Genomic DNA, 15,605 nt, shown 5'->3' on the forward strand with positions numbered 1-15,605 from the left:
CCCTATCGCCCGTGCGTGCCGTCGTAACCGGAGCGCGCGGGCGGTTGCCAGCCCTCCGGCTGCGCGGCCGGTGTCAGCACCTCTACGCGCAGCGGAAAACATGCCGCCTCGTCCGAGGAATGCTCGGCACCGCAATCGCCGCCCGGACACGCCGAGAGCGCGCCAAGAAGTTCGATCTCCGCGAAGAAGGTCAAGGCATCACCCGGTCGCACTGGACTGGCTTTCATGAAATACTGCCCTGTATCCCGCGTGAAACCGGTGCACATGAAGACGTTCAGAACGTCATGCACGTGCGGCTCGGCGTCACGCAGCGTGCAGCCCAGCTCATCGGCCAGCGCGCGCGTCAGGTTGGAGTGGCAACAGTGGTGATACTGCGCGCCCGACAGCACATTGGCCGTGTAAGGATCGCAGCGCGTGCCGATCACGTCATGCACGGAGCCGCCATCCGCATCAATCCCGTACCAGCCGAGATCGTCGCGCACGATCGTCGCCATCGGTCGCAGATGCGGGAAGGACGACCAGAGCCGCTCACCAGTGGTGACATGCGTTCCATGCAGTGCACGTGTCTTGCCGGAATAGAACCGCTCTGACAGATCGTCCGCGTTCCAGAGATTGAGATCGCCGACCTGAGGCCCCTCTACGCTGACGATGCGGAAGAACGACCCGGCAGGTACGCGGAACGTGCGCGCCTCGCGGGGTGGTATGATGATCTCGTCGCTTCGTGTCGCCGTCACCAAAGCAGCCTCGAAGGCGGCAAGCGGCGGCGCTGGCAGCGTCTCGGGCGGATAGCAGATCACCGGTGCTGCGGCCCGGCGCGTCTCTGCGTCCTGCGGTTCCTGCGTCACTCTGTGCCCCCTCTCGCTGCGTTTGCGCGAGACTACGCTCAATCGGCATGGACACGAAAGCAAGAAGGCCGGGCGCAAGGCCCGGCCTCTTTTCACCACGTGGGGCTGTGTTCAGATCACGACGACATCGAGCGGCGGAAAGCCGTTGAAGCCGACCGAGGAATAGGTCGAGGTGTATGCGCCGCAGGACCGGATCACCACCTTGTCGCCCGCGCGCAGACCGAGCGGCAGCTCGACCGGGCGCTTTTCGTAGAGCACGTCGGCGGAATCGCAGGACGGGCCGGCCATGACGCAGGGGCCTTTGCCCTCGTGCTCGCGCAGCGTCGCGAACTGGTAGCGGATCGCCTCGCCCTCGGTCTCGGCAAGACCGGAGAACCGGCCGATGTCGAGATAGACCCAGCGGTGCATATCGTTCTCGGATTTCTTGGAGACCAGAACGACCTCCGCGGCGATGGCACCTGCCTCGGCAACCATGCCGCGGCCCGGCTCTGCCATGATCTCAACCTCAGTACCGAACCGCGCCTCGACGAGCTGCATCACCTCAGCGGCGTAGGGCGTCGGGCCTTGCACGGCATCGGTGTAGAAGGCCGGGAAACCGCCGCCGATATTCAGGAGCGACAGCTCGAAGCCCGCCTCGCGGGTCGCGTCCCACACCGATTTCACCTGGTCGAGGATCGGCGCCCATGCTGCGGCCCGCTTCGTCTGCGAGCCGACATGGAAGGAGAAGCCGACCGGCGTCAGGCCGAGCGCGGTCGCGCGTGCAACGAGGTCCACCGCCTTGTCAGGCGCACAGCCGAACTTGCGGGTCAGCGGCCAGTCGGCCTCGCAGGCATCGACAATGAGGCGAATGTAGACCCGAGCACCGGGCGCGTGCTCCGCGATTTTCTCGAGCTCTTCCTCGGCGTCGGCCGCGAACAGATCGATCCCGACGCTATGAGCCCAGGCAATGTCCGAAGCGCGCTTGATCGTATTGCCGAAGGAGACATGCTCTGGCGCCGCGCCCTGGCTCAGGCAAAGCTCGATCTCGCCGCGCGAGGCTGCATCGAAATGCGATCCGAGGCCGACAAGCGTCTCGATGATCTCGCGCGCGGGGTTCGCCTTGACCGCGTAGTGGATCGACGCGCGGCCCAGACCGGCGCGCAGGGCACGGAACTGGTGTGCAACCGCATCGCGGTCGATCACGAGGGTCGGACGGTCGAAGCTGCTCGAGAAGATGAATTCTTCGACGCGGGAGGTTTGAGGTGCGGAAAATGCCGAAAAATCGGCGACGTATGCGTTCATGTCCATCTCCACTAGACCCGGCCATCTATGACCGCTCACTTCTTCGGGAGACGTTACCGTCGCTACGTAACCGTGGGGCGGACCCATGGGAAAGAGGCGCGTGCGTTGGCGTCTGTCGTAGCGCGCATATCGACGTTCACCTGAGTCGTTTCAAGAGAAATTTCATGCGTGGGATAAGAATTTTCCGCAACGGCGGAATCGCGCTATCCCCTTGTGGCTTTTGATCAAATCCGGGCCGTGCGCCTAGCTGTCTTCGGGGCGGTAACAGCGTTGCGGCGTCTTGCCTTGCGTCCCCTCGGTCACCGCGCCGCAGAAGGCGCAGCGCCATTCCGCGCGCCCGTCGCCGGTCCGATATTCGCGCCAGCGACAATCGCGCGTCTCCCGGTTCGCGAAGATCGCGACCAGAACGAACGCAACGATAAGACCGATGACAACGATCATCGGCGCGCCGCGACTCCGCAGATGTCAGGCAAAGGTGTCACTAGGTCTCCGAAACAAAAAGCTCCGTCCCACGCTAGGCGGGGCGGAGCCGGGATGCAAAGCGGTCTGCCGGACGTGCGGCGCGCTCAGGCCGCGAGACCGAATTCGTCGTAGTCTGCGGTGTCTTCGGCCTCTGCCTGCGGGGCGAGGTCGCGCACGTCGAAATACGCGAAGGCTTCGTTCAGAAGCGCGAGAGCCTCGGCGGGGGATGTGGAATTGTCTGCCATAAGGGGCCTCTTCTCGGATGCGTGGTCCCCTCCCTACACCTCCGATTTGACCATCGCTGCGGCGCAGCACAAGCATCAGATCTGCAACCGAGCGATGCAGGCAGCACATGGCACAAACAAAACGCCCCGACCTAGGGCCGGGGCGCTTCGCGTGCGATCAGTCTACGCTCAGATGGCTCGCTCGACCATCGTTTTCTTGATCTCCGCGATCGCCTTGGCTGGGTTCAGACCCTTGGGGCAGGTCTTCGCGCAATTCATGATCGTGTGGCAGCGATAGAGCTTGAAGGGATCTTCCAGATCGTCGAGCCGCTCACCCGTCGCCTCGTCACGGCTGTCGATGATCCAGCGATAGGCATGCAGAAGCGCTGCCGGCCCGAGATACCGATCGCCGTTCCACCAGTAGGACGGGCAGGCGGTCGAGCAGCAGGCGCACATCACGCATTCGTAAAGACCGTCGAGCTTCTCGCGATCCTCGATGGACTGCTTCCATTCCTTGGCCGGACGCGGCGTCTCCGTCTCGAGCCAGGGATGGATCGAGGCGTGCTGCGCGTAGAAATGCGTCAGGTCCGGGATGAGATCCTTGACCACCGGCATGTGCGGCAGCGGGTAGATTTTCACGTCGCCCTTCACCTCGTCGATGCCGTAGATGCAGGCCAGCGTGTTGATCCCGTCGATGTTCATCGCGCAGGAACCGCAGATGCCTTCGCGGCAGGAGCGGCGGAAGGTCAGCGTCGGGTCGATCTCGTTCTTGATCTTGATAAGAGCGTCCAGAACCATCGGCCCGCAGGCGTCGAGGTCGAGGAAGTACGTATCGACCCGTGGATTTTCCCCGTCATCGGGGCTCCAACGGTAGATCTTGAACGTACCAACCCGGTTCGCGCCCTCAGGCTTCGGCCAGGTCTTGCCCGTCCGGATGGTGGAGTTCTTGGGGAGCGTCAGTTGAACCATGACGGTGCCTCCGTGGCTATTTCATCATTCAAGATATGGCGTGAGCGCGCGGCATAAAAGGCGGGACCGACCGACCGTGACAATGCGCGGCATCTCTTCGGGTCTCTGCGTGCAATCGTCATAGACGAGCTACCTCGCTCAGTGCAGCGCCACTCAGACACTGCAACGTCTCCGGCTTGCGCAGGATCGCGGTGACGACCTCGCCTGTGGCGTCGGTCGGGCCGGTCACGCTGTCGGTGGCGAGGGAGACGATCTGTGTCGAGTTCGCATTGTCGATGATGCAGTTGATCGCTGGCTCCACAGGAAGGCCGGGATAGCGTTCGAGCACGACCCGGTTGACGGTCGATTTCGCCGCAGAGCGCGCGATCTGATCCTGCGTCTGCGGCGTGCAGCCGGCAAGTGCCAGGATGGCAATCAGCGCCGTAGGGGCGGCGCGCATGTATGACCGGGTCAATCGAGGCAATAGAGCGTCCCGCGATAGAGAGTGGGGGCGCCGGGCGGACAGTCTACGCTGGCGGCGGTCACGACAGATCCGCCGGTCCGAACACCCGCGCCATGCGCCGAGAGGCCCGCACCTTTGCCGGTATAGACGTCCGCCTGAACGATCGGGGCCGGCTGGGGCGCCGGCGCGGGCGGTGCGGCACAGGCGGAAAGAGCTGTGAGTGCGGCAGCCGCGAGCGGTTTGAAACCCCGAGCCATCAGAACGTCCGCGCCTTGGGCGCGATCTTCTTCAGCTCGATCCCGCCTTGCTCTTCCGTGGTCAAAGGATCGGTCACGATGGGACGATAGCTGAGATCCACCTTCGCGTCCGAGATCCGGCTGATCGTATGTACGCGCCAGTTCTCGTCGTCGCGCTCGGCGAAGTCCTCGTGCGCATGGGCACCGCGGCTTTCCTTCCGTGCCTCGGCTCCGGCGATGGTCGCCAGCGCGTTCGGCATGAGGTTGGTAAGCTCCAGCGTCTCCATGAGATCGGAGTTCCAGACGAGGCTGCGATCCGTGACCTTCAGATCGCCGATCTTGCCTGCGATGTCGGTCATGCGCTTGAGACCGTTCGCCATCGTCTCGGCGGTGCGGAAGACGGCGGCGTCTTCCTGCATGGTCTTCTGCATCTCGAGCCGGAGTTCCGCTGTGGGCGTGCCGCCATCGGCATGGCGCAGCGCATCGAAGCGGTCGAACGCCTTGTCCACCTGTCCCTTGTCGGCCTTGCGCGGCGAGGCTGCCCGGTCGACCACGTCGCCCGCGCGGATCGCGGCGGCGCGACCGAAGACCACGAGGTCGATGAGCGAGTTCGATCCGAGGCGGTTCGCACCGTGCACGGAGGCGCACCCCGCCTCGCCCACGGCCATGAGGCCGGGCACGATCTTGTTCGGATCGTCCGCGGTCGGGTTCAGCACCTCGCCCCAGTAATTCGTGGGGATGCCGCCCATGTTGTAATGCACGGTCGGAATCACCGGGATCGGCTCTTTCGTGACATCGACGCCCGCGAAGATGCGCGCGCTCTCGGAGATGCCGGGCAGACGCAGTTGCAGCGCCTCTTTGGGCAGGTGCGAGAGGTTCAGGTGAATGTGATCGCCACCCTTGCCGACGCCGCGTCCTTCGCGGATCTCCATCGTCATGCAGCGCGAGACGTAGTCACGTGGCGCGAGGTCCTTGTAGTTGGGCGCATAGCGCTCCATGAACCGCTCGCCTTCGGAGTTGGTCAGATACCCGCCTTCGCCGCGCGCACCCTCGGTGATAAGGCAGCCCGCGCCGTAGATGCCGGTCGGATGGAACTGAACGAACTCCATGTCCTGAAGGGGCAGCCCGGCCCGCGCGACCATGCCGCCGCCATCGCCGGTGCATGTATGCGCCGAGGTCGCGGAGAAATAGGCACGGCCATAGCCGCCGGTCGCGAGCACGACCATCTTCGCGTTGAAGACATGCATCGTGCCGTCGTCGAGTTTCCAGCAGACGACGCCCGTGCAGGTGCCGTCATCGTCCATCAGAAGGTCGATGGCGAAATACTCGATGTAGAACTCGGCGTTGTTCTTGAGAGACTGGCCGTAGAGCGTGTGCAGGATCGCGTGACCGGTGCGGTCGGCGGCAGCACAGGTGCGCTGTACCGGCGGGCCTTCACCGAACTCGGTCGTGTGGCCGCCGAAGGGACGCTGGTAGATCTTGCCCTCTTCGGTGCGCGAGAACGGTACGCCGTAATGCTCAAGCTCGTAGACCGCCGCGGGAGCATGACGCGCGAGATATTCCATCGCGTCGGTGTCGCCGAGCCAGTCGGACCCCTTCACGGTGTCGTACATGTGCCATTGCCAGTGGTCGGGCCCCATGTTCGACAAAGAGGCCGCGATGCCGCCCTGTGCGGCCACAGTATGCGACCGGGTCGGGAACACCTTGGTCACGCAGGCGGTCTTGAGCCCTTGCTCGGCCATGCCAAGCGTCGCGCGCAGGCCCGAGCCGCCGGCCCCCACGACCACGACGTCATAATCATGCGTCTCGTATTCGTATTCAGCCATGTCTCGTCGGTCTCCGCGAAATCAAAGCGCCAGGCGCGCGACGGCGAAAAGGCCGGTCGCGGCGAGCGCATACATAAGGCAGGTCATGCCGAGGATGAGGACCTTTTCCCAAAGTCCGTGCACGTAATCCTCGACGAGGGTCTGGAAGCCGTCCTTGAAGTGGATGCAGGTCACGAGGATCGTGAGCCCCGCCACGATCGCCGGGAAGGGACGGGAGTAATAAGCGATCACCTCTTCGTAGCTCGATCCCAGGATCGGGCCGAAGGTGAAGACGAAAAGCGGCACCAGGAAAAGAAGGCCCACGGATTGGATCTTCATCTTCCAGAAATGCTCGGTTCCGGCTTTCGCGCTGCCCCAGTTCACGGCGCGCTTGCGGTCGGTCAGGAATGCCATGTGCTGCGCCCCTTCAGATGATGATGACGGTGAGGATGGTCATGGCGACGGAGGCACCGATCACGCCCCAGCCGAGCTTTTCCGCGATATCGAGCTCGAGACCTATCGCGTAATCCCAGATGAGGTGCCGGATGCCGGCGAAGAAGTGGTACCAAAGCGCCCAGACCGACAGGAACATCACCAGATCGCCGAACCAGCTCGTCACGAAGCCGTTCGCGGTGGCGAAATACTCGGGCCCGGATGCCGCGGCGATGAACCACCATACAATCATGAAAATCGCGACGATCAGCGCATTGCCGGTAATCCGCGTCAGGATCGAGGTGATGGAGGTCAGCTGCGGGCGGTAGACCTGCAGGTGCGGCGACAGGGGGCGGTTCCCCCGGTTCACGTCTGCCATTGACGAATTCCTTTCGGTTCCCTGAGCTTGGTTCTAGTCATATTTATCGCGCTGTCACGCGCCCAGCCTCGAAAATGAGCGCCTTTGCCGCGGTTGCCGGGCTGATAGCGCGGCAAGTGATCACAAGAAATACGCGTGTGATCACAAATATCCACCGCGCAGCGAGTCGCCTCGTGCCATTAGAGCGGGATCAGCGCCCAATAATCGAGATCGAGGAGGATACCGGGCAGATACCTGCCATCCTCATCCTTAAGCTCGCCGACGCTGCCGTCTTTCGTTGCAACCAGGCGCAAACGGATCGCACCGACGCCCGGCGCGGAGGTTTCCGCCGTGTCGAGCACTTCAGACCAGGCCCGGATCGTGTCGCCTGCAAAGCACGGATTGGCATGCGCCCCTGCATTGAGCCCCGCGATGATCTGCGCGTTGGCGAGACCGTTGAAACTGAGCGCGCGGGCCATCGAGATGACATGCCCGCCATAGATCAGGCGCTTGCCATCCTCGCGCTGGGTGGCGTCGAAATGCACCTTGGCCGTGTTCTGCCAAAGGCGCGTCGCCATCATGTGCTCGGCTTCCTCGACCGTGACGCCGTCCACGTGGTCGATAACCTCGCCGATCGCGTAGTCACTGAGGCGGTGCCGTTCTCCGGCCTGACCGAAATCGTAATCCGAGAAATCGAGCCCCGAGGGAATCGTCAGATCGGCGGGCTCGAGCGCATTCTTGAGGTTGGGCACGACCGTCGAGGGGGCGGGAGCATCTTCATCGCGTTTCTTGACCATCACCCAGCGCACGAAGTCGATCACCGTCTCGTCGCGTTGATTGATGCCCTTGGTCCGCACCCAGACGACGCCGGTTTTCCCGTTCGAATTCTGCTTGAGGCCGATCACTTCCGACTGCGCGCGCAGCGTGTCGCCGGCGAAGACAGGCTTCAGCCAGCGTCCTTCCGCATAGCCCAGATTGGCCCGCGCGTTGAGCGAGATATCCGGCACCGACTTGCCGAAAACGACGTGGAACGCCGCCAGATCATCGAGCGGACTTTCCGGCAGGCCAGAGTCGCGCGCGAACTGGTCCGAGGAGTAGAGCGCGCGCCGCTCGGGATAAAGCGCGTGATACAGCGCGCGCTCGCCCGGACCGACGGTGCGGGGCACGGCGTGTTCCAGCACCTGCCCGATCTCGTAATCCTCGAAGAAATTTCCGGAATTGGTCTTCGCCACCGATCCACCCTCATCCTTCATCACTGCTCTCCGAGCTTCATGTCAGGATCGTAGGTGCCGGGTGCGTCCTTCACGACGGCTTGGCCGCAGCGCATCACGCCGTTCGCGGAATCGAAGGCGTAGGTCGGATCGCCGTAGAGCTCCCAGCCCTTGGAGAGGGCTTCGCTCACCTTGTGGCAAAAGGCCGACGTGTCGTCTTCGCTGAGGAAGCGGTAGAGTTTCATAAGGTCTCCTCTCGCGGGGTCAGGCCGGGAAGGGCCAGACGCCCAGCCAGGCGTGAATTCCGGTGATGAGGACGAACATCACGATGGTAATGATAAGAAGGACGACATCTTTCTTCGCAGGGCCGGGCTCGGGCCGGTCCCAGGTCGTGCTCTTGTTGATGAGGATCACCTCGGCGACGGCCCAGGCCAAGAGCCCGCCGAAAAGGATGATCGAGGCCAGGTCGCCGTTGACCAGAAGGTGCGCGATCGCCCACACCTTGACCGCCGTGAGCTGCGGATGCCGCAGCTTGCCGCGCAAACGGCCTTTCGTGGCACTCATCCCGTAGAGGAACACGGCACCCAGCATCATCAGGTTGTTGATGTGGACCATGAAGGACGGCGGGGTCCAGACATTGATGAAGGGCGCCGCGCGATAGCCAAGGATCATCAGGACGAGTCCCGCAAGAACGCCGACCGCGACGAGCCCCTTGCCCGCATTGCCCATCGCCGCGCGCTGCTCGGGCGCGACACGTTTGAAGAAATGCGCGGCGACCCAGAGGAGCAGCCCGAGTATCAGCAGAAGCATTGCGGTCATCCTTTCGCGATGGCGTCGATTGCCTCTGCTTGTGCCAAGAGTTTGCGGGCCGTGTCTACGTGCAGATTTTCGACGATCTTCCCGTCGACCACCGCGACCCCCTGCCCTTCGGCCTTGGCGACCTCGTAAGCCTCGATCTGACGACGCGCGAGATCGAGGTCGCCTTCGGAGGGGCCGAAGGCGCGGTTCGCGATCTCGACCTGAGCGGGATGGATCAGCGTCTTGCCGTCAAAGCCCATATCGCGGCCTTGCCGGCATTCGGCGGCGAGCCCCTCTTCGTCCTTGAACGCGTTGTAGACGCCGTCGACCGCCGCGATGCCATGCGCGCGCGCCGCCAGCAGGCACTGACCCAGCGCCGGCAGCATCGAGACCCGGTCGGCTGTCGCCCGCGCGCCAAGCTCCTTCACGAGGTCGTTCGTGCCCATGATGAAGCCGTCCATCAGAGGATGGGCCGCGATCTCGGGCGCTGCGAGAATACCGCGCGGCGTCTCCATCATGGCCCAAAGCCGCACGTCGCCGGTGATCCCCGCGAGAGAGTCGAGCTGCGCCGTGTTCTCGACCTTCGGCAGAAGCACCGCATCGGCCTTCATCTCGGCCGCGGCCTTCGCGTCGTCCTTGCCCCATTCGGTCTCAAGACCGTTGATCCGCACCAGCGTGAAGCGCGGCGCGAAGCCGCCCTTGTCCAGCTCTTCGGCGAGTGTCGCACGGGCCGCCGCCTTTTCCTCGGGCGAGACCGCGTCCTCCAGATCGAAGATGATCGCATCGACCGCGAGTCCCCGCGCCTTGTCGATCGCCCGCGGCTTGGAGCCCGGAATATAGAGGACGGAGCGAAGCGGGCGGGTCATCATGGGCGGCATCCCCTCAGGCGGCGCGAAACAATATTGCGCCGGAAACAGCCAGTTTTTGCCGAAACATTCAAGCAGAATTTGCTGCAATGCAGAGAGCCGCCCTCAGGTCAGCGCGTCCCAGATGAGTTTCGAGCCGGTGATGCCGAGCAGCGTATAGGTCAGACCGAAGAAGACCCGCTCCGGCACGAGGTGATGCGCCTTGATCCCGATCCAGGTGCCAAGGACCGCCGCGGGGATCAGCGCGAGATCGAGAAGCAGGCTTTCGCGGGTGAAGATTCCCATCCCCGCGTAAAGCCCGACCTTGGAGAGATTGATCGCCCAGAACACGAGAACCGTGGTCGCCTGGAACGCGGTCTTCGGCAGGCTGCGTCCCAGCAGATAGACCGCGGCGGCAGGTCCGCCTGCATGGCTGACGAAAGAGGTGAAGCCCAGCGTCAGACCCGCAAGGATGCCCGCGCGCTGGCCCATCTGCCGCTCGATGCGGATGACACCGGCTTTCTGCGCCCATTGCCACGCGATGAACAAAAGACAGACCAGCCCGATCACCAGGCGAATCGCGTCGTCGTTCGTCCAGCGATAGAACAGCGCGCCCAGCACCACGCCGGGCAGACCCGCCGCGATCAGGAGCCGCGCCTCCGGCCAGCGCCACTTCTTCCAGTAGGCCGGCAAACTGACCACGTCGATGACCATCAAAAGCGGCAACATGATCCCGAGTGCCGAGCCGGGATCGAGCACGATCGCCAGAATCGAGGCCGACGCAAACGCCGCGCCCGAGCCGAATCCACCCTTGGAGACCCCCGCGAAGATCACCGCAGGCACGGCGAGAGCAAAAACGGGCCAGCTGAGAAGATCCATGTGAAAACGTCCGTAAATGACGGTGTTAGCGATGTGTTAGCGCTTGAGCCCGGCAATGAACAGGCTGGCCTTCCAGGGTCGCTGCATCGCGGCAGGCTTGCGCGCGGCCCGGACATTGCTTAGGCCATCACGCAAATTTTCACCCAACCGGAGACTACCTCATGGCCAGACCCAAGATCGCGCTCATCGGCGCGGGACAGATCGGCGGGACGCTTGCACATCTTGCCGCGCTGAAGGAGCTGGGCGACGTCGTCCTCTTCGACATCGCCGAGGGCACGCCCGAGGGCAAGGCGCTCGACATCGCAGAATCCGGGCCGTCCGAAGGCTTCGATGCGAACCTCAAAGGCACCCAGGACTACGCCGATATCGCTGGCGCGGATGTCTGCATCGTCACCGCCGGCGTGCCGCGCAAGCCGGGCATGAGCCGCGACGACCTTCTGGGCATCAACCTTAAGGTCATGAAATCGGTTGGCGAAGGCATCCGCGACAATGCGCCGGATGCGTTCGTGATCTGCATCACCAACCCGCTCGATGCGATGGTCTGGGCCCTGCGCGAATTCTCGGGCATGCCGCACGAGAAAGTCGTCGGCATGGCGGGTGTTCTCGACAGTGCGCGTTTCCGCCACTTCCTCAGCCTCGAGTTTGGCGTGTCGATGAAGGATGTCTCGGCATTCGTTCTCGGCGGTCACGGTGACACGATGGTGCCGCTGACCCGCTATTCGACGGTCGCAGGTGTGCCTCTGCCCGACCTTGTCAAAATGGGCTGGACCACGCAGGACAAGCTCGACGCGATCGTGCAACGCACCCGTGACGGCGGCGCTGAGATCGTTGGCCTCCTGAAGACCGGCTCCGCCTTCTACGCGCCCGCAACGAGCGCGATTGAGATGGCCGAGGCCTATCTCAAGGACCAGAAGCGCGTCCTTCCCTGCGCGGCATGGTGCGACGGCCAGTTCGGCCTGAAGGGTCTTTACGTCGGTGTGCCGACCGTCATTGGCGCAGGCGGTATCGAGCGTATTGTCGAGATCCAGATGACCAAGGACGAGCAGGCGATGTTCGACAACTCGGTCAACGCGGTCAAAGGTCTCGTGGACGCCTGCAAGGGCATCGACGACAGCCTGAGCTGAGATCGGCGACGCTGCGATTGCAATCAAGGGCGGCCTCTGAGCCGCCCTTTTCGTTGCGGTTCAGTCTGGCGATGACAGTCCGACGCTTCGATCGAAAGCCTCCGGTCTGAGGTCAACGCTCCCACCGAAAAGCGCCGCCGTCGCGCGGGCCGGATCGCACGGCATGGGCTCCAGGCAACCGGCCTGCCTCAGTGCATCGGCCAGTTCCGGCCCGAGGACGCGCAGCTTGTCATGCAGGGCGAGCGCCGCTGCTCCGTCGCCCCCCGCCTCCGTGACTTCTGCAATCTGACGCGCGCGAAAGGACTGGGCGCGCGAGCCGTCTTTATACATGCCCTGCGCGGCGTACCGCATGAGCTTGGCGCACCAATGCGCCCGCGTCAGCCCGTCGAAATGACAGATCTTCGCCTCGCGGCTTTCCGCGATGCGCGCAGGCGGCTCACGACGGGGGCCATGAAGCCCGAGGCTGAGCCCACGCCCGGTCCGAGTGACGCTCTTACCAAGCGCATGTCCGCAAAAGCCGCGATCGGTGAAGAGCGCAAGCTCGTCTCCAAGCAGGCGGCGCGCGGCACGCGGCGGACCCGGAACCTGCCACAGCAGGGCACCGTCGAATATCGTGTCCACCGGCGCGTCCCTCAGCCAGACACGCTCACCGTTCGGGATATGCAAACTGTCGATGTCGTCTGGCAAAGCGGAGAGCAGTCCTGCGAATTCCTCTGCCGCCAGGAATTCGTCGGCATCTACGTGCAGGAGCCAATCGACCTCCATCGTCCGCACCGCGTGCTCCGCATTGAACCGTTGCTTGCGGTTGAGAGCCGCGGGCTTGCGCCGCACTCCGACAATGTCCGTATAAAATGCCTCATCGGCCCCGATGAGATGCACCTGCGGCACACGCCCGAGCAACTCGTTGATGCGAGGGTCGGATCGATCGAGATAGTAGCGGATCTCCGATGCACCCATCGTCACGTAGTGCGCGGCGTGCGCCGCAAGAAGTTCAGGCGGCTCTGCGACGGTCGAGACGACGCCCCAGCGCATCGCTTACGCCTTGAGTAGGGCTGCATGGCCCTCGCGGCCGGCCCGCTCGACCAGTAGCGCCGCATCGAACGCCTCGACGGACAGATCTGCCGAGACGCCTGGAAATATCCGCGTCAGCGACGCCGACGCATCGACACCGGTCGGCTTCAAACGGTGTATGCGGCTCATCCTCCGAGCCATCAGCGGCGGAATGACCCTGAGCCGGTCGTGCAATGCGACGATTGGAGCGAGATCGCCGCCCGACTGGACAGCCAGCGCGATCTGCTGATCCCGGTAACTCGAATGACGGCGGCCGGGCTTCGGCAGAACCCCGTTCTCTGCGTGACGTTGAAGCTTCAAAGCCCAGTGCAGACGGGTGAGACCGTCGAAATGACTTATTCTAACGGTGTCGGCGGCATGGGTCACGTCCGTGTCGCAGCGCGGCCGGTGGATGCCTGCGCCGATGCCGCCGCCAACACGCAGCGCCCCCTTTCCGAGTGCATGTGCCAGAAGACCGTGACGCGTCAGATGCCCCATATCCGGGCCCCGCACCCGGGCAAGACGGCCCGGATCGGTCATCGGCAGCGCCAGTGCGCCGTCGAAAATGGTCTCGAGCGGCGCGCCTTCGAGGTAGACCCTCTCTCCGTTCTGCACCCAGTATGCCGCGATCTCGGGCGGCAAGGCGGCAAGCTCCTCGGCGGGGTCGGCGGTCAGGAACTCGTCGGCGTCGAGATGGAAGAGCCAGTCTGCATCGCTTAGCGTCTCAGCGTGGTTGGCGTTCACGATCTGCCGTCTGTTGATCCAGCCCGGACGACGGCGTCCGATACTGGAATAAAAGGCATCATCGCAGGTGATGAGCGTCACGCGCGGGTCCGCACCGATCGCCGCTTCGAGATCCGGATGCGGTCCATCGAGATAGAGATGAACATGCAGGGCGCCGAGATCGAGGTGATGCGCCGCAAACGCCAAAAGCAGCGCCGCAGGTTCGCGCACGGTTGCAACGACGCTCCAGCGACCACCGGACGCCGACATCTGCGCCCTGTTGGACGTCATCTCGCGAGGCATTGCTCGAAACCTCAGAATTTCTTCTTTTTGTTGATGAGACGGTATGCGAGGCGCGCCTCGCTTGTCAAAATCGCCCCGCCGCTTTCGGCGACCAGTGATGCAGACCGGCACCGAGAGCGCCCATAGAAGAGTCGGACACCGCCGCCCCGCATTGTGATCACACTAAATTCCTGTGTGATCACAAAAGGCGAATTATTGCCGGGTCAGCGCAATTCGAGGTGTTTTTCGGTGCACGACGCCCCAGCTAGCCTTTATAGCAGGTGGAAAGACAGCAAAACGGGACGGATGACATGAATATCCACGAGTATCAGGCCAAGGCTCTTCTGCGGAGCTACGGCGCGCCGGTCTCCGACGGCCGCGTCGTGCTTAAAGCTGCGGACGCCAAGACCGAGGCCGCCAATCTCGATGGCCCGCTCTGGGTGGTGAAGGCCCAGATCCACGCGGGCGGTCGCGGCAAGGGCTCCTTCAAGGAAGCCGATGCTGGCGAGAAAGGCGGCGTGCGCCTGGCCAAATCGGTCGAGGAAGCCGCCGAAGAAGCCAAGAAGATGCTCGGCAAGACCCTCGTGACGCACCAGACCGGCCCGGCGGGCAAGCAGGTCAACCGTATCTACATCGAGGATGGCTCCGATATCGAGCGCGAGCTCTACCTCGCGCTGCTGGTAGACCGCGTGTCGAGCCGCGTATCCTTCGTCTGCTCCACCGAAGGCGGCATGGACATCGAAGAGGTCGCGGCCTCCACGCCCGAGAAGATCCTGTCCTTCGCGGTCGATCCTGCCACGGGCTACCAGCCCTATCACGGGCGCCGCATCGCCTTCGCCCTCGGGCTGGAGGGCGCGCAGATCAAGCAATGCGTCAAGCTGATGGGCATTCTCTACAACGCCTTCATCGAGCGCGACATGGAGATGCTCGAGATCAACCCGCTGATCGTGATGACGAACGGCGAGCTGAAGGTTCTCGACGCCAAGCTCGGTTTCGACTCGAACGCGCTTTACCGTCAGCCCGACGTGGCAGAGCTGCGCGACGAGACCGAGGAAGACCCCAAGGAGCTTGAAGCGTCCAAGTACGACCTCAACTACATCGCGCTCGACGGCGAGATCGGCTGCATGGTCAACGGTGCGGGCCTCGCAATGGCGACGATGGATATCATCAAGCTCTACGGCGCGGAGCCGGCGAACTTCCTCGACGTCGGCGGCGGTGCCACGAAGGAGAAAGTGACCGAGGCGTTCAAGATCATCACCTCTGACAGCAACGTCAAAGGCATCCTTGTGAACATTTTCGGCGGCATCATGCGCTGCGACGTCATCGCCGAGGGCGTGGTCGCCGCGGTGAAGGAAGTCGGCCTGAAAGTTCCGCTGGTCGTGCGTCTGGAGGGCACCAATGTTGAGCAGGGCAAGGAGATCATCAACAACTCCGGCCTCGACGTGATCGCCGCGGACGATCTCAAGGACGGCGCGCAGAAAATCGTTCAGGCGGTCAAGGGCTGAGAATTCGGCGGACGGATCGCGATGAAGCTCGAACACATACATGCAACCGGCCGTGAACAATCGGCGTATCTCGGGCGTTTCCCCCCCGAGCATCGGGGCGAGCTTTGCCCCGGCGCCCGCGTTCCCGCCTGCCG

19 protein-coding genes are annotated in these 15,605 nt (G+C 63.6%); 2 read left to right on the top strand and 17 right to left on the bottom strand.

Features of this window, described 5'->3' with window-relative positions:
• Positions 1-2: 2 nt before the first annotated feature.
• From BM171_RS00810 to BM171_RS00875, 15 genes are all read right to left on the bottom strand, one after another.
• The gene (locus tag BM171_RS00810) at positions 3-845 is read right to left on the bottom strand and encodes an urea carboxylase-associated family protein (RefSeq protein WP_093008895.1); all 843 of its coding nucleotides are present in this window, start codon (positions 843-845) and stop codon (positions 3-5) included.
• 111 nt (positions 846-956) lie between these two features.
• Positions 957-2,126, bottom strand: coding sequence for a type III PLP-dependent enzyme (locus tag BM171_RS00815; RefSeq protein WP_093009260.1), 1,170 nt, complete (start codon positions 2,124-2,126; stop codon positions 957-959).
• A gap of 243 nt (positions 2,127-2,369) precedes the next feature.
• Complete coding sequence (locus BM171_RS00820; RefSeq protein ID WP_093008896.1) at positions 2,370-2,567, bottom strand: hypothetical protein; 198 nt, start codon at positions 2,565-2,567, stop codon at positions 2,370-2,372.
• 125 nt (positions 2,568-2,692) lie between these two features.
• Positions 2,693-2,833, bottom strand: a complete 141-nt coding sequence (locus tag BM171_RS18825; protein WP_175497465.1) for a hypothetical protein — start codon at positions 2,831-2,833, stop codon at positions 2,693-2,695.
• Positions 2,834-3,001: 168 nt separating this feature from the next.
• Entirely contained in the window at positions 3,002-3,781 is a 780-nt protein-coding gene (locus BM171_RS00825) for a succinate dehydrogenase iron-sulfur subunit (protein WP_093008897.1), read from the bottom strand.
• A 118-nt stretch (positions 3,782-3,899) separates the two neighbouring features.
• Positions 3,900-4,220, bottom strand: coding sequence for a hypothetical protein (locus tag BM171_RS00830; protein ID WP_093008898.1), 321 nt, complete (start codon positions 4,218-4,220; stop codon positions 3,900-3,902).
• 11 nt (positions 4,221-4,231) lie between these two features.
• Positions 4,232-4,480, bottom strand: coding sequence for a hypothetical protein (locus BM171_RS00835; protein WP_093008899.1), 249 nt, complete (start codon positions 4,478-4,480; stop codon positions 4,232-4,234).
• Entirely contained in the window at positions 4,480-6,285 is a 1,806-nt protein-coding gene (gene sdhA, locus BM171_RS00840; protein WP_093008900.1) for a succinate dehydrogenase flavoprotein subunit, read from the bottom strand. Before sdhA ends, BM171_RS00835 begins: the two co-directional genes overlap by 1 nt.
• Before the next feature lie 21 nt (positions 6,286-6,306).
• The gene (gene sdhD / locus BM171_RS00845) at positions 6,307-6,678 is read right to left on the bottom strand and encodes a succinate dehydrogenase, hydrophobic membrane anchor protein (protein ID WP_093008901.1); all 372 of its coding nucleotides are present in this window, start codon (positions 6,676-6,678) and stop codon (positions 6,307-6,309) included.
• Positions 6,679-6,691: 13 nt separating this feature from the next.
• Positions 6,692-7,075 (bottom strand): succinate dehydrogenase, cytochrome b556 subunit, encoded by a 384-nt coding sequence (gene sdhC / locus BM171_RS00850; RefSeq protein ID WP_093008902.1) that lies wholly within the window; start codon positions 7,073-7,075, stop codon positions 6,692-6,694.
• A gap of 179 nt (positions 7,076-7,254) precedes the next feature.
• Entirely contained in the window at positions 7,255-8,286 is a 1,032-nt protein-coding gene (locus tag BM171_RS00855) for a MaoC family dehydratase (RefSeq protein WP_093009261.1), read from the bottom strand.
• Between the two features lie 20 nt (positions 8,287-8,306).
• Positions 8,307-8,510 carry a DUF1737 domain-containing protein gene (locus BM171_RS00860; RefSeq protein ID WP_093008903.1) on the bottom strand — a complete coding sequence of 68 codons (204 nt, stop codon included), beginning with the start codon at positions 8,508-8,510 and terminating at the stop codon, positions 8,307-8,309.
• Positions 8,511-8,529: 19 nt separating this feature from the next.
• The gene (locus BM171_RS00865; protein WP_093008904.1) at positions 8,530-9,075 is read right to left on the bottom strand and encodes an NnrU family protein; all 546 of its coding nucleotides are present in this window, start codon (positions 9,073-9,075) and stop codon (positions 8,530-8,532) included.
• A 5-nt stretch (positions 9,076-9,080) separates the two neighbouring features.
• The gene (locus BM171_RS00870) at positions 9,081-9,932 is read right to left on the bottom strand and encodes an HpcH/HpaI aldolase/citrate lyase family protein (protein WP_425438928.1); all 852 of its coding nucleotides are present in this window, start codon (positions 9,930-9,932) and stop codon (positions 9,081-9,083) included.
• Between the two features lie 102 nt (positions 9,933-10,034).
• Positions 10,035-10,787, bottom strand: a complete 753-nt coding sequence (locus BM171_RS00875; protein ID WP_093008905.1) for a sulfite exporter TauE/SafE family protein — start codon at positions 10,785-10,787, stop codon at positions 10,035-10,037.
• Positions 10,788-10,948: 161 nt separating this feature from the next.
• Here BM171_RS00875 and mdh point away from each other — a divergent pair, with 161 nt between their 5' ends.
• A complete protein-coding gene (gene mdh / locus BM171_RS00880; protein WP_093008906.1) occupies positions 10,949-11,911 on the top strand; it encodes a malate dehydrogenase in 963 nt (320 codons plus the stop codon).
• 60 nt (positions 11,912-11,971) lie between these two features.
• Here the strand turns inward: mdh and BM171_RS00885 are convergent, their stop codons facing one another.
• Both BM171_RS00885 and BM171_RS00890 read right to left on the bottom strand, forming a co-directional pair.
• Positions 11,972-12,943, bottom strand: a complete 972-nt coding sequence (locus BM171_RS00885) for a glycosyltransferase family 2 protein (protein ID WP_093008907.1) — start codon at positions 12,941-12,943, stop codon at positions 11,972-11,974.
• 3 nt (positions 12,944-12,946) lie between these two features.
• Complete coding sequence (locus BM171_RS00890; RefSeq protein ID WP_093008908.1) at positions 12,947-13,987, bottom strand: glycosyltransferase family 2 protein; 1,041 nt, start codon at positions 13,985-13,987, stop codon at positions 12,947-12,949.
• A gap of 290 nt (positions 13,988-14,277) precedes the next feature.
• Here BM171_RS00890 and sucC point away from each other — a divergent pair, with 290 nt between their 5' ends.
• Entirely contained in the window at positions 14,278-15,471 is a 1,194-nt protein-coding gene (sucC, locus tag BM171_RS00895; protein ID WP_093008909.1) for an ADP-forming succinate--CoA ligase subunit beta, read from the top strand.
• Positions 15,472-15,605 lie beyond the last annotated feature (134 nt).

The organism is Roseivivax halotolerans (assembly GCF_900115815.1).
GTDB lineage: Bacteria > Pseudomonadota > Alphaproteobacteria > Rhodobacterales > Rhodobacteraceae > Roseivivax > Roseivivax halotolerans.

Coding starts and splice junctions, on each gene's coding strand:
- BM171_RS00860 (WP_093008903.1), bottom strand. CDS start 8,510: ATGAAACTCTACCGCTTCCTCAGCGAAGACGACACGTCGGCCTTTTGC.
- BM171_RS00830 (WP_093008898.1), bottom strand. CDS start 4,220: ATGCGCGCCGCCCCTACGGCGCTGATTGCCATCCTGGCACTTGCCGGC.
- BM171_RS00820 (WP_093008896.1), bottom strand. CDS start 2,567: ATGATCGTTGTCATCGGTCTTATCGTTGCGTTCGTTCTGGTCGCGATC.
- BM171_RS00815 (WP_093009260.1), bottom strand. CDS start 2,126: ATGAACGCATACGTCGCCGATTTTTCGGCATTTTCCGCACCTCAAACC.
- BM171_RS00885 (WP_093008907.1), bottom strand. CDS start 12,943: ATGCGCTGGGGCGTCGTCTCGACCGTCGCAGAGCCGCCTGAACTTCTT.
- sdhA (WP_093008900.1), bottom strand. CDS start 6,285: ATGGCTGAATACGAATACGAGACGCATGATTATGACGTCGTGGTCGTG.
- BM171_RS18825 (WP_175497465.1), bottom strand. CDS start 2,833: ATGGCAGACAATTCCACATCCCCCGCCGAGGCTCTCGCGCTTCTGAAC.
- BM171_RS00875 (WP_093008905.1), bottom strand. CDS start 10,787: ATGGATCTTCTCAGCTGGCCCGTTTTTGCTCTCGCCGTGCCTGCGGTG.
- BM171_RS00870 (WP_425438928.1), bottom strand. CDS start 9,932: ATGATGACCCGCCCGCTTCGCTCCGTCCTCTATATTCCGGGCTCCAAG.
- sdhC (WP_093008902.1), bottom strand. CDS start 7,075: ATGGCAGACGTGAACCGGGGGAACCGCCCCCTGTCGCCGCACCTGCAG.
- BM171_RS00890 (WP_093008908.1), bottom strand. CDS start 13,987: ATGCCTCGCGAGATGACGTCCAACAGGGCGCAGATGTCGGCGTCCGGT.
- mdh (WP_093008906.1), top strand. CDS start 10,949: ATGGCCAGACCCAAGATCGCGCTCATCGGCGCGGGACAGATCGGCGGG.
- BM171_RS00835 (WP_093008899.1), bottom strand. CDS start 4,480: ATGGCTCGGGGTTTCAAACCGCTCGCGGCTGCCGCACTCACAGCTCTT.
- sucC (WP_093008909.1), top strand. CDS start 14,278: ATGAATATCCACGAGTATCAGGCCAAGGCTCTTCTGCGGAGCTACGGC.
- BM171_RS00865 (WP_093008904.1), bottom strand. CDS start 9,075: ATGCTTCTGCTGATACTCGGGCTGCTCCTCTGGGTCGCCGCGCATTTC.
- BM171_RS00825 (WP_093008897.1), bottom strand. CDS start 3,781: ATGGTTCAACTGACGCTCCCCAAGAACTCCACCATCCGGACGGGCAAG.
- sdhD (WP_093008901.1), bottom strand. CDS start 6,678: ATGGCATTCCTGACCGACCGCAAGCGCGCCGTGAACTGGGGCAGCGCG.